Below are 12,319 nucleotides of genomic sequence, written 5' to 3'. Positions count from 1 at the left end.
CTTCCTGCTGACCTCCGCTCTGCTCTCGCCTCCGCTCGACGCCACGCTCGCCGCGTCCGACCCGAGCTGGCTCGAGTCGTTCACGGGGCTCGAGGGGTTCAACGGGTGGCTGCTGGCGCTCGTCATCGCCGGCGGCTTCGCAGCCGGCTGGGTGGATGCGGTGGTCGGGGGCGGCGGGCTCATCCAGCTCACGATGCTCCTCACCCTGCCCGGCGTCACGCCCGTGCAGGCGCTCGCGACGAACAAGCTCGGCAGCATCGCCGGCACCACGACCAGCTCCATCACGTACTTCCGGCGCGTGAAGCCCGACCTCCGCACGGCGCTGCCCATGGCGGCGATCGCGCTCTTCGGCGCGTACGGCGGCGCGATCCTCGCCTCCAGCATCCCGGCCGCCGCGTTCAAGCCGATCATCGCCGTCGCGATCCTCGGCATCGGCATCTTCACGGCCTTCAAGCCGAGCGTCGGGCAGCTCGACAAGCTCAAGTACGAGGGCCGCAAGCACCACGTCGTCGCGGGCCTCATCGGCTTCGCGATCGGCGTCTACGACGGCGTGCTCGGGCCGGGTACCGGCTCGTTCCTCGTCATCGCCCTCGTGTCGCTGCTCGGCTACTCGTTCCTGCAGGCCAGCGCGAAGGCGAAGATCGTGAACCTCGGCACCAACCTCGGCGCGCTGCTGTTCTTCGCGCCACAGGGGTACGTGCTGTGGGGCCTCGGCGCCATCCTGGCAGTCTCGAACGTCGCCGGCGGCTACATCGGCGCGCGCACCGCCATCCGCGGCGGCAGCAAGCTCATCCGCTGGGTCTTCCTCATCGTCGTGAGCGTGCTCTTCGTCAAGCTCGCCATCGACATCTGGAACGAGTACTTCGGCGGCTGAGCGCACCGCGATCCGCAGAGGGGGATGCTGCGGATCGTCGACCTCCGTGCGGGCCCGACTACTCGGTCTTGATGACCGATATCTCGAACTCCAACGTGATGCGCTCCGACACGAGCACCCCGCCGGAGTCCAGCGGCATGTTCCATTCGAGTCCGAAGTCGCGCCGCCGCAATCGGCGGCTCCCCTCGAAGCCCGCTCGGAGCACGCCGAACGCATCCGTCTCGACCCCGACCAACGAGATCGGCACCATGACCTCCTGGGTGACGTCGCGGATCGTGAGATCTCCGGTCACGGCGTACGAGCCCTCGTCGATCTCCTCGATCTTCCTGCTGACGAACGTGATGTCCGGCCAGCGATCCACGTCGAAGAAGTCCGCGCTGCGCAGATGCTCGTCACGCTTCGCGTTCCGGGTGTCGACGCTCGACGCTCTCACCGTCAGCGTGGCCTCGGACCTCGAGAGGTCGTCGGCGTCGACCAGAAGCTCGCCCTCGACGTCATTGAACGCCCCTCGCACCGTCGTGATCATGGCGTGACGCGCCGAGAACCCGATACGGGTGTGCTCCGGGTCGAACGCCCATACTCCATTCACTTGCTCGACATCGATCATCGCTCCCCAATCGTGGATTCCCCCCAGCCACGCACCCGCCAGAAGCAGGAAGACGCGGAACCACGCACAACGCGCAGCCAATCGGCACGATACCTGCGCGTGACGGGACTCCCCGCCAAAACGCTGGCGGCGGGCGAAAAGGAGAATGCGGATTAGCAGCGAGCGCCCGCAGAGGCCGCCTAGCTCTTCGTCTGCTCCGAGTAGGGCACGTGCATGGCGTGCGCCGCATCCGAGATGCTGCTCGCGAGCGACGGGTAGACGGCCCACGCGCGCGCAACCTGGTCGACCGTGAGGCGCTGCTCGATCGCGATCGACAGTGGCAGCACGAGCTCTGAAGCGCGCGGCGCGACGATGACGCCGCCGATGACCGTGCCGAGATCGTTGCCCGCGATGAGCTTCACGAAGCCGTCGCGGACACCCTGCATCTTGGCACGAGGGTTCTCGCTCAGCGGCAGCTTGTAGACGCGCCCCTCCCGGGTGCCGTCCTCGATCGAGCGCTGCTGCCAGCCGACGGTCGCGATCTCCGGGTACGTGAAGATGTTCGACGCCACGTTGCGGAGGTTGATGGGACGCACCTCGTCACCCAGCGCGTGGAAGACCGCCGTGCGCCCCTGCGTGGACGCGACGGACGCGAGCGGGAAGAACTCCGTGCAGTCGCCCGCCGCGTAGATGTTCGGCACAGAGGTGCGGGCGACGCGGTTGACGCGGATGTGGCCGGAGGGCGTGACCTCGACGCCGGCGCCTTCCAGGCCGATGCCCGAAGTGTTCGGGATGGAGCCGACCGCGATGAGGCAGTGCGAGCCGCGCACCTCTCGCCCGTCGTCGAGCGTCGCCACGACCTCGTCGCCGTCGCGGACGACGGTCGCCGCGCGGGACTTGGACAGAACTGTCATGCCGCCCCGCTTGAAGACGTCCTCGATCACGTCAGCCGCGTCCGCGTCCTCGTTGGGAAGCACGCGGTCGCGGCTCGAGACGAGCGTGACCTTCGCGCCCAACGCCGAGTAGGCAGAGGCGAACTCGGCGCCCGTGACACCGGATCCGACGACGATGAGATGGCTCGGCATCTCCTTGAGGTTGTACAGCTGAGTCCAGGTGAGGATGCGCTCGCCGTCCGGCTTGCACGAGTCGAGGGTGCGCGGGCGAGCGCCCACCGAGATGACGGCGGAGTCGAACTCGATGCGATCGAAGTCCTGCCCACCGGAGCCCGTGCCCACCGTGACCGCCGAGTTGCCGTCGAGCTTGCCCTCGCCCTGGATGACGTTGACGCCCGCCGCCTCGAGGGTGCGCTGCATGTCATCCGACTGGTTCTGAGCGAGACGCAGCAGACGCTTGTTGAGCTTCGAGAGGTTCACCGCCACCTCCGGCTTCAGCGGCTTGCCGCTGTCACCCTTCGCGAAAAACTGCACGCCCAGCTCGCCGGACTCGCGGATCGCCGTCGCAGCCTCCGCACTCGCGATGAGGGTCTTCGACGGAACGACGTCGGTGAGGACTGCGGAGCCGCCGACGCCGACGCGCTCGACGAGAGTGACTTCCGCGCCGAGGCGGGCGGCCGACAATGCGGCTTCGTACCCGCCTGGCCCCCCGCCGACGACGACGATGCGGTGCTTGCGATCAAAAGGCGTGGCCATGAGCCCATTCTCCTCCTCCCGCATGAACCCGCCAAACCGGGCCGGTATCCGAGCCGTTTCCGGGCACGCGCGGAGTTGATCAGCCCTTGCTCCCCGTTCGCCGCGCCACGGTCGCTACGCTGGTGAGCATGTCTACGCACGAAGCAGCCTCGATCGACGACCCAGCCACCTCACCCTTCGAGTTCGCGCAGGCAGCTGCCGCGGTCATCGCCGAGAAGACGGGTGTCGAACGCCACGACATCGCGCTCACGCTCGGCAGCGGATGGGGCCAGACCGCCGACCTGCTCGGTGAGACGATCGCGACCATCCCGGCCGACGAGGTGCCCGGGTTCGCGAAGTCCGACATCCCCGGTCACTCCGGGACCCTCCGCTCCATCCGCCTCGCGAATGGCAAGCACGCGCTGGTCATCGCCGCGCGCACCCACTACTACGAAGGCAAGGGTGTGCGCCGGGTCGTGCACTCCGTGCGCACCGCCGCCGCCACCGGCGCCTCCGTCATGATCCTCACGAACGGCGCAGGCGGGGTGCGGCCCGAGTGGGGCCCCGGCACGCCGGTGCTGATCTCGGACCACATCAACCTCACGGCCGACTCCCCCCTCGAGGGCGCGACCTTCATCGACCTCACCGACCTGTACTCCGCACGCCTCCGCGAGCTGGCGCTCACGGTGCGCGAACTCGACGAGGGCGTCTACGTGCAGTTCCGCGGCCCGCACTACGAGACACCCGCCGAAGTGAAGATGGCGCGCACGATCGGCGGCGACATCGTCGGCATGTCGACCGCGCTCGAGGCGATCGCCGCACGCGAGGCGGGTATGGAGGTCCTCGGCATGTCGCTCATCACGAACCCCGCCGCCGGCGTCTCGCCGAACCCGCTCAGCCACACCGAGGTGCTCGAGGCGGGCAAGGCGGCAGAAGCCGACCTCGCCGAGCTGCTGTCGCAGATCGTGGTGAAGCTCTGATGAGCGGCCTCGCACGCCAACTCCAGGTCGCCCTGCGACACAACGCGATCGCGTGGCGCGACCAGGACCCCGACGAGGTCACGCGCGCCGAGCTGCAGCAGCTGCTCGACGCCGCAGGCGACGTCTCGCCCGAGCTCACCGCCATCGAAGACACCGACACGAGCGAGCGAGCGATCGCCTGGCGCGACCTGCACGACCGGTTCTCGGCACGTCTGGCCTTCGGGACCGCAGGTCTCCGCGGCAGGCTCGGAGCCGGACCCAACCGCATGAACCGGGTGCTCGTCGCCCAGGCCGCGCGTGGCTTCGCCGACTTCCTGCTCGCGCGCGAGGAGTCGCCATCCATCGTGATCGGCTACGACGCCCGCAACAACTCGAAGCGGTTCGCCGAGGACACCGCCGAGATCATGCAGGCCGCAGGCGTGGCCGCGACGATCCTGCCGAGGCAGCTGCCGACGCCTGTGCTGGCCTTCGCGGTCCGCCGCCTCGCCGCATCCGCTGGCGTCATGGTCACCGCCTCGCACAACCCGAAGTGGGACAACGGCTACAAGGTCTACCTCGGCGGCGCCGATGACGGTTCGCAGATCGTCGCACCCGTCGACGCCGAGATCGCCGCGGCCATCGGCGCCGTCGCGGCCGGCACGACCGTGCCCGAGATCCCGCGGTCCGGCGACTACGCCACGGCGGACGAGTCGATCGTCAGCGAGTACGTGTCGGCGACCGCTGCGCTGCTGCGCGGAACGCCGAGCGATGTCCGCTTCGTCTACACGCCCCTGCACGGCGTCGGATGGGAGACCTTCCGCGCCGTCATCGCCGAGCTCGGCATCGCCGAACCGGTGGTCGTCGCGCAGCAGGTCGAGCCGGACGGAGCCTTCCCAACCCTCGACTTCCCGAACCCCGAAGAGCCCGGCGCCCTCGACCTCGCCTACGAGACGGCGGATGCGGCCGGCATCGACCTCGTCATCGCCCACGACCCCGACGCCGACCGTCTTGCGGTCGCAGTGAAGGACGCAGCCGGGTGGCGCCGATTCGGCGGCAACGACATCGGCAAGATCCTCGGCTGGCGCGCCGCCGAGCAGGCGAAGGCGGACGGCGTGCACGGCACGCTTGCGACCTCCGTCGTCTCCGCCCCGGCGCTCGGGCGCATCGCGCACGAGTACGGGCTCGACTACGCCGAGACCCCGACGGGATTCAAGTGGATCTCGCGCGCCCCGAACATCCTCTACGGCTACGAGGAGGCCCTCGGCTACCTCGTCAACCCCGAGACCGTGCACGACAAGGACGGCATCTCGGCGTCCGTCGCGATCCTCGAGCTCATCATCGGCCTGCAGACCGAGGGACGCTCGCTCATCGATCACGACGACGCGTTCGCCGAGCGGTTCGGCACGTTCGTGTCGACACAGGTGTCGGTGCGCTTCGACGACATCACCGAGATCCCACGCGTCATGGCCGTGCTGCGCAGCCACACCCCGAGCGAGGTCGGCGGTGTCGAGGTGCTCGAGACCGGCGACCTGTCCGGCGACGAGGTGCCCATCGACCTGCTCCGCTACCAGCTCGCAGACGGCACCCGCGTCATGGTGCGCCCGTCGGGCACCGAACCCAAGATCAAGGTCTACGTCGACGCGTCGAGCGAGGAAGGCTCGCCCGCGGAACGAGCGGCCGACGCCGAATCGAAGGCCGCTCGCGCCGGGGAAGCCCTGCGAATCACCCTCACCACCGCGTAGACACCGCAGCGCACGTATCGGGAGCCCCTCGGGATGGAGATCCTTCCATCCCGAGGGGCTCCCGTCGTTCTTGCGCCGCTGTGCCTCTCCCTCGAACCTTCCGGCCGCATCCCGCGCCTCGCATCCACTTCGGGATGGGAACCTCGCAGTCTTGCGGGAAACTTCCCACAACGAAGCGAGGTTCCCATCCCGAAAGCGCGGACGGGGCCCGTCGCGAGCTTCCCGGCCCGAGGCGACCTTCCCTGCCCGGCGCTCCCTGCTCGCCCGACAGCGGCGTTTCGGGATGGGTTCCACGCTTCAAGGTGGGTTGCAACCCATCCGCGTGCGCGAAACCCATCCCGAATACGCACCGAGCAGAGTCCGGTCACGCACATCCACGCTCGCACCACCCACCCCAGACTTCGGGATGGGAACCTCGCAGTCTTGCGGGAACCTTCCCACAACGAAGCGACTTTGCCATCCCGAAACTCCGGGCGAGGCCCGAGTCGACCTTCCTGACCCGATGGCATCGTTTCGGGATGGGTTTGACGCACGCAGATGGGTTGCAACCCATCCGCGTGCGCGAAAGCCATCCCGAGTCCGGGGAGGCGCGTGGATGCGGCGCGTCAGGAGGCGTGGGCGAGTTCGCGCTGCAGCAGCGAGCGCTTCACGTCGACACCCCATGCGAAGCCGCCGAGGGTGCCGTCTGACCGCAGGACCCGGTGGCACGGCACGAACAGTGCCGGCGCGTTGCTGGCGCAGATGCTCGCTGCCGCCCGCACGGCCGTCGGACGACCGAGGGCTGTCGCGAACTCCGTGTAGGTGAGCGGATGCCCGGCCACGATGTCCCGCAGGCCGCGCCAGCCCTGCATCCGGAACTCCGCGCCGAACTGGGCGACGGGAACGTCATCGATGGCGTCGAGCTGGCCCTCGTAGTACGCCCGGACGGCGTCGGATGCGGCACTGCGTCCGCGGGTGAGGACCGTCGGCCTGGCCTTCGGCGTGATGCGGGCCACGACGAGCTGTTCGTCGTCGCTCCACCCGGACGAGAGGACCGCGCCGTCGCTCTCGCGGGCGACGATCGTGAATGGGCCGTCCGGCGTGCCGAACGTCTCGATGACGGCCTGCTTCTCAGCATTGGATGTCGGCGCGACGTCGACGGCGTGTGTGCGGCCGACCGCAGTCGCTCGTGGGTTCTCGTGTGTGCTCATGCTGGTTGCTCCGTGCTGCGAGGTTGAGGTGCGGTCTGGGGTGCGGCGGCGGAAGCCGCGGGCGGTTGCTCGGCGGTCTCAGTCCTGTTGGTGTTCTTGGCGACGGCCCGCGCGCTGGGCGGTTCCGCTCCCCAGAGGTGGAGCGAGAGGTAGCTGCGCCACGGCCTGAACTGCTCTGCTATCGAGGTGAGGTCTTTTGGTTCCGATGGGAGGCCGAGGGCTCTTGCTCCGCTGCGCAGGGCGACGTCACCGGTGAGCAGCACGTCAGGGTTTCCGAGCACGCGCATGCTCACGTAACCGGCTGTCCAGTCGCCGATGCCTCGAAACGCGGTCAGCGCCGAGTGCTGTTCCGCGGCGTCGTCGCCGTGCGAGAGACGCAGCTGTCCGCCGGCGATCGCCTCGGCGACGTTTGTGATCGTCGCTGAGCGCGCGCGGGGGCCGGCGAACGACTCCTCACCGAGCTCTGCGATGGCGGATGCGCTCGGGAAGAGCCGAGTCACGCGGCGGCCCGGGACCTGCCCGGTCGCGGCGGCGGCGGTAGCGCTACCCGCCGCGTCCATCTCGTCCGGTCGGCGATCGTCGCCATCCGGCACCAGCGCCGCGCCCGCTCGCGCCGTCAGGCGGCTGAGCGCTGTGCGGGCCGCGGAGACGGTGATCTGCTGTCCGATGATCGCGCGGAACAGCATCTCGTCGGGGTCCACCGCTCCGGGAAGACGCCTGCCGGGGCGCAGGCGCACGCGCTCCGCGATGCCGGGATGCACGGAGAGGGCCGCGTCGATCGCGGCCGGGTCAGCGTCCAGGTCGAAGAGACGGCGCACGCGGGTGACAAGCGTCTGCAGGTCGCTGAGGTCGGTCAGCTGAGCCCGGAGGCGGAGCGACGAGGGCTGCGAGCCCCCCGCATCCACGCTGAACCATGCTGGTCCGCCTGGCAGCAGGAGACTGCGCTCGTAGCTGTGCCCCGTCGCGATCTCCACGCCGTCGATGGCGCGCTCCCCCAGCCAGGTGAAGACTCCGGCGGCGTCGTACGGTTCGCGGTAGGCGAGCGCAAGGGTCAGCGGGACCCCACCGGCACCGAGAGCCGGGCCGCCCTCCTCGACACGGCCGCTGCCTGCTCGCATCCTCGCTGATCGGCCCCGTGAGGCGTCCCGCACCTGCGTGGGCGTCAGCTGGAAGACCTCCTGCACGGTCTCGTTGAACTGCCGGACGCTCGCGAACCCCGCCGCGAAGGCCACGTCGGCGAGGGGGAGGTCGGTGGCGCCGAGCAGGGTCGCCGCGGTCCTCGCCCGCTGTGCGCGGGCGAGGGACAAGGGCCCCGCGCCGAGCTCGGCTGCGAGCACACGACCCAGGTGGCGAGCGGAGTAGCCGAGCCGCGCAGCCAGGCCGGGGACGCCCTCGCGCTCGACGACGCCGTCGGCGATGAGGCGCATCGCGCGAGCTGCGACATCGCCACGCAGGTTCCAGGCGGGGTCGCCGGGAGCCGCATCAGGCAGGCAGCGCTTGCACGCCCGGTAGCCGGCCTCGTGTGCCGCGGCGCTGGTCGCGTAGAACGTGACGTTCTCCCGGTGCGGCGTGCGCGCGGGGCAGCTCGGTCGGCAGTAGATGCCGGTCGAGCCGACGGCCGTGATGAACTGGCCGTCGAAGCGGCGGTCCTTGGCGAGGATCGCTCGGTACCGGTCGTCTCCGGTCAGGTTGGTGCTTGCCATGCGATGAGTCTGGCAGGTTCAGACCGCGTCCACTCGCGGGAATCGGACACGACGGTGGGCGATCGGTGGCGACCGGTCACGGTCCACGTCGGTGACCTCGCAGCGGACGGCGGGCGCCCGCAGCGCAGGCGTCAGGCGATGGCGAGCCCGGCAGCCACGAGGCGCGGCTTGAGCAGCTCGACAAGCGACTCGGGCGACGCGGCGGCGACGAGCTCGCCGAGGACGACCTCGTTGTCGAAGACCTTCGCGAGCGCGGCGATGAGCTGCAGGTGCTCGGATGCGCTCGTCGCGGTCATGCCGACGACGACCCTCACCGGGTCGTAGCGCGCATGTCCGAAACCGACGCCTTCTGGGTAGGTGATGACGGCGAGACCGTTCTGGATGGTCTCCTCGCCGGGTCGCGCGTGCACGAGTGCGACCCCGGGGCCGACGACGACGTACGGACCGAAGCGCTCGATGACACGCACCATGTTGCTCGTGTACCCGCGCTTCGCGAATCCACGCTCGGCAAGCAGCTCGCCCATCTGGCCGACGGCCTGGCGCCAGTCGAGGGCGTGTGCTGCGAGCCGCACACTGGTGGGGTCGAACTGCAGCTCAGGCGTCTCCTGCGCGCTCATGCTCCTGCCTCGTCGAACCCTTCGCTCACGATCTCCGCCAGCTCTTCGCGGTCTTCGATCGGCAAGAAGGCGCCTTCTGCGGCGTTCAGCTGGAAGGTCTCCAGATCTGCGAGGTCGTAGTCGAAGGTGTCCGCGAGCAGCGTCAGCTCTCGGGAGATGCTCGTCGCGCTCATGAGGCGGTTGTCGGTGTTGACGGTCACCGTGAACCCGAGCTGGTAGAGCAGGTCGAAGGGGTGGTCTTCGATGCTCTCACCCCACGCGGCGATGGCACCGGTCTGCAGGTTCGAGGATGGGCTGAGCTCGAGCGGGATGCGGCGGTCGCGCACCCACTGCGCGAGTCGCCCGAGCGACACGTACGTGCCGTCCTCGTCTTCACCTTCGAGGTCGATGTCTTCCGCGATGCGCACACCGTGGCCGAGACGCAGGGCGTGCGCGTCGAAGATGGCGCTCTCGATGGAGTCGAGTCCGGCGGCCTCGCCGGCGTGCACCGTCGCGGGGAAGCGCTCCGACATGAGGTAGTCGAAGGCCTCCTGCAGGTTCGTGGGCGGGAAGCCGTCTTCAGGGCCGGCGATGTCGAAGCCGACGACACCCTGTTCGCGGTGGCGGACGGCGAGCTTTGCGATCTCGAGGCCGTTGCCCGCGTGGCGCATCGCGCTGACCAGCTGGCCGATGCGGATGCGCTTGCCGTGCGAGCGCACGTCGTCGATGCCCTCGTTGATGCCTGCCTGCACCGCGTTGACCGCGTCGTCCAAGCTCAGGCCGCGCTTGAGATGCTGTTCGGGAGCCCAGCGGACTTCGCCGTAGACGACGCCGTCGGCGCCGAGGTCGTTGACGAAGTCGCGGGCGACGCGGCGAAGGCCGTGCGCGGTCTGCATGACGGCCGTGGTCACGTCGAAGGTCTTCAGGTATTCGACGAGCGAGCCGGAGTCGGACTGGTCGGCGAACCAGTTCGAGAGCTCCGGTGCGTTTGTTGCGGGGAGCTCGAGGCCGATCTCGTCGGCCAGCTCGATGATCGTCTGAGCACGCAGGCCGCCGTCGAGGTGGTCATGCAGCGACACCTTGGGCAGCGTACGGATGTTGGTGCCGTCTCGCAGCGTGAAATCGCCCTCGTCGTATGGCGCGGAGCTCTGCACAGACACGGTGTTCCCCTTCGAATGTGGCCGCGATCCAGAAAATGCGGCCGTCCAGAGCCATGATTCTATCTGGCGGAGGCAACCGGCGCGCGACCTGGCGTGGCGGTGTGGAGAAGGTTTCCCTTCTCCACACCGCGAGCCCGACTACTCCGCGCCGACGCGGCCAGCGATGAGCGGACCGCCGGTGAGGATCTCCGAGCCGGCGTCGCCGATCTCGTACGCCCCCTCGAGCGCCTCGAGGGCACGCGGGAAGCGGGCGGCATCCTCGGCCGAGAGCGTGAAGAGCACGTCCCCCTTCTTCACGGCATCGCCCGGCTTCGCGGCGAGGTCGATGCCTGCCGAGTGGATGACCGGGTCCTGCTTGCGCGCGCGTCCGGCTCCCAGGCGCCAGGCCGCGATGCCGAACGGCAGCGCTTCCTGGCGGACGAGCACACCGTCGCGGTCGGCGCGGACGTCGTGCGTCTCGCGCGCGACGGGCAGCGCCCCATCCGGGTCGCCGTCCTGCGCCGAGACCCACCGGCGCCACACATCCATCGCCGCGCCGTTCTTCAGCGCACCTTCGACGTCGGCGTCCGGCTGCCCCGCGAGGCGGAGCATCTCGCGAGCCAGCTCGACCGTGAGCTCGACGACGTCGGCGGGGCCGCCGCCGGCGAGCACCTCGACCGATTCGCGCACCTCGTTGGCGTTGCCGATCGCGAGCCCGAGCGGGACGTTCATGTTCGTGAGCAGCGCCGAGGTGCGCACACCGGCATCCTCGCCGAGCGCGACCATCGTCTCGGCGAGCGCACGCGAACGCTCGATGTCGCCCATGAAGGAGCCGGAGCCGAACTTCACGTCGAGCACCAGCGAATCGGTGCCCTCGGCGATCTTCTTCGACATGATGCTCGAGGCGATGAGCGGGATGCACTCGACGGTTCCCGTGATGTCGCGGAGCGCGTAGAGCTTCTTGTCGGCTGGAGCCAGGCCTGCACCGGCTGCGCAGATGACGCCGCCGATCTCCTGCAGGAGGGTAAACATCTCCTCGTTGGAGAGCTCGGCACGCCAGCCGGGGATGGCCTCGAGCTTGTCGAGGGTGCCACCCGTGTGGCCGAGTCCGCGGCCCGAGAGCTGCGGCACGGCGACGCCGAAGGAGGCGACGAGCGGCATGAGCGGGAGCGTGATCTTGTCGCCGACACCTCCCGTGGAGTGCTTGTCGACCGTGACCTTGCCGAGCCCGTCGAAGTTCATCCGCTCACCCGACGCGATCATGGCGAGCGTCATGTCGCGGATCTCGGTGCGCTCCATGCCGTTGAGGAAGATGGCCATCGCCATCGCCGCCATCTGCTCGTCACCCACGTAGCCGTTGGCGTAGCGCGAGATGAGCCAGTCGATCTCGGGCGTCGACAGCAGACGACCGTCGCGCTTCGCCTTGATGAGGTCGACGGCGTCGAACGCCTCGACTGCGGACTGGGCGGGGGTGGAGCTCATTTGATCCCTTCGAGATCTCTGGGGCCGAACGCGTCCGGCAGTACCTGGTCGATGGTGCGTATGCCCGAGACGGTGTCGAGGAGCATCCCCGGTGCCGAGAACTCGTACAGCAGCTGGCGGCAGCGGCCGCACGGCATGATGACGTCGCCGTCGCCGTTGCAGCATGTGAAGGCGACGAGCTTGCCGCCGCCGCTCGCCTGGAGTGCCGAGACGAGTCCGCACTCAGCGCAGAGGCCGACCCCGTAGCTCGCGTTCTCGACGTTGCAGCCGACGACGATGCGACCGTCGTCGACGAGCGCGGCCGCGCCGACGGAGTAGTTCGAGTAGGGCGCGTACGCCTTCGTCATGATGTCGCGCGCAGCCTCGCGGAGGGTCGCCCAGTCGGGCTCGAGCGCTTCGGTTCCTGTTGCCGTCATGGCT

11 protein-coding genes are annotated in these 12,319 nt (G+C 69.3%); 3 read left to right on the top strand and 8 right to left on the bottom strand.

Annotated elements, in window-relative coordinates; genetic code table 11:
• Window positions 1-109 precede the first annotated feature (109 nt).
• Entirely contained in the window at window positions 110-874 is a 765-nt protein-coding gene (locus ABVF28_RS05065) for a sulfite exporter TauE/SafE family protein (RefSeq protein WP_371029742.1), read from the top strand.
• Window positions 875-932: 58 nt separating this feature from the next.
• On the opposite strand, the gene ABVF28_RS05060 is transcribed toward ABVF28_RS05065, so the two are convergent.
• Both ABVF28_RS05060 and ABVF28_RS05055 read right to left on the bottom strand, forming a co-directional pair.
• Window positions 933-1,481, bottom strand: a complete 549-nt coding sequence (locus ABVF28_RS05060) for a YceI family protein (protein ID WP_371029695.1) — start codon at window positions 1,479-1,481, stop codon at window positions 933-935.
• Window positions 1,482-1,660: 179 nt separating this feature from the next.
• Window positions 1,661-3,109 (bottom strand): NAD(P)H-quinone dehydrogenase, encoded by a 1,449-nt coding sequence (locus tag ABVF28_RS05055; protein ID WP_104252218.1) that lies wholly within the window; start codon window positions 3,107-3,109, stop codon window positions 1,661-1,663.
• A gap of 128 nt (window positions 3,110-3,237) precedes the next feature.
• Here ABVF28_RS05055 and ABVF28_RS05050 point away from each other — a divergent pair, with 128 nt between their 5' ends.
• A complete protein-coding gene (locus ABVF28_RS05050; RefSeq protein ID WP_104313025.1) occupies window positions 3,238-4,068 on the top strand; it encodes a purine-nucleoside phosphorylase in 831 nt (276 codons plus the stop codon).
• Entirely contained in the window at window positions 4,068-5,789 is a 1,722-nt protein-coding gene (locus ABVF28_RS05045) for a phospho-sugar mutase (protein WP_371029694.1), read from the top strand. The genes ABVF28_RS05050 and ABVF28_RS05045 overlap by 1 nt, the downstream gene beginning before the upstream one ends.
• 605 nt (window positions 5,790-6,394) lie before the next feature.
• Here ABVF28_RS05045 and ABVF28_RS05040 read toward each other — a convergent pair.
• The 6 genes from ABVF28_RS05040 to ABVF28_RS05015 form a co-directional block, all read right to left on the bottom strand.
• On the bottom strand, window positions 6,395-6,979 hold the full coding sequence (locus ABVF28_RS05040) for a methylated-DNA--[protein]-cysteine S-methyltransferase (RefSeq protein ID WP_371029693.1): 585 nt from the start codon (window positions 6,977-6,979) through the stop codon (window positions 6,395-6,397).
• On the bottom strand, window positions 6,976-8,682 hold the full coding sequence (locus tag ABVF28_RS05035) for a DNA-3-methyladenine glycosylase 2 family protein (RefSeq protein WP_371029692.1): 1,707 nt from the start codon (window positions 8,680-8,682) through the stop codon (window positions 6,976-6,978). The genes ABVF28_RS05040 and ABVF28_RS05035 overlap by 4 nt, the downstream gene beginning before the upstream one ends.
• A 131-nt stretch (window positions 8,683-8,813) precedes the next feature.
• Window positions 8,814-9,299: a PTS sugar transporter subunit IIA gene (locus tag ABVF28_RS05030; protein WP_104312836.1), complete on the bottom strand. Its 486-nt coding sequence runs from the start codon at window positions 9,297-9,299 to the stop codon at window positions 8,814-8,816.
• The gene (locus ABVF28_RS05025) at window positions 9,296-10,438 is read right to left on the bottom strand and encodes an adenosine deaminase (RefSeq protein ID WP_307852786.1); all 1,143 of its coding nucleotides are present in this window, start codon (window positions 10,436-10,438) and stop codon (window positions 9,296-9,298) included. Before ABVF28_RS05025 ends, ABVF28_RS05030 begins: the two co-directional genes overlap by 4 nt.
• Window positions 10,439-10,576: 138 nt before the next feature.
• Window positions 10,577-11,899: a thymidine phosphorylase gene (locus ABVF28_RS05020; RefSeq protein WP_104312837.1), complete on the bottom strand. Its 1,323-nt coding sequence runs from the start codon at window positions 11,897-11,899 to the stop codon at window positions 10,577-10,579.
• Window positions 11,896-12,315 carry a cytidine deaminase gene (locus ABVF28_RS05015; protein ID WP_104312838.1) on the bottom strand — a complete coding sequence of 140 codons (420 nt, stop codon included), beginning with the start codon at window positions 12,313-12,315 and terminating at the stop codon, window positions 11,896-11,898. Before ABVF28_RS05015 ends, ABVF28_RS05020 begins: the two co-directional genes overlap by 4 nt.
• Window positions 12,316-12,319: the final 4 nt, after the last annotated feature.

The sequence above is a fragment of the Pseudoclavibacter sp. JSM 162008 genome, from assembly GCF_041366455.1.
In the GTDB taxonomy this organism is placed as follows: domain Bacteria; phylum Actinomycetota; class Actinomycetes; order Actinomycetales; family Microbacteriaceae; genus Pseudoclavibacter.
The sequence above is the reverse complement of the archived record's forward strand: the minus strand, read 5'-3'. Positions and strand labels throughout refer to the sequence as shown.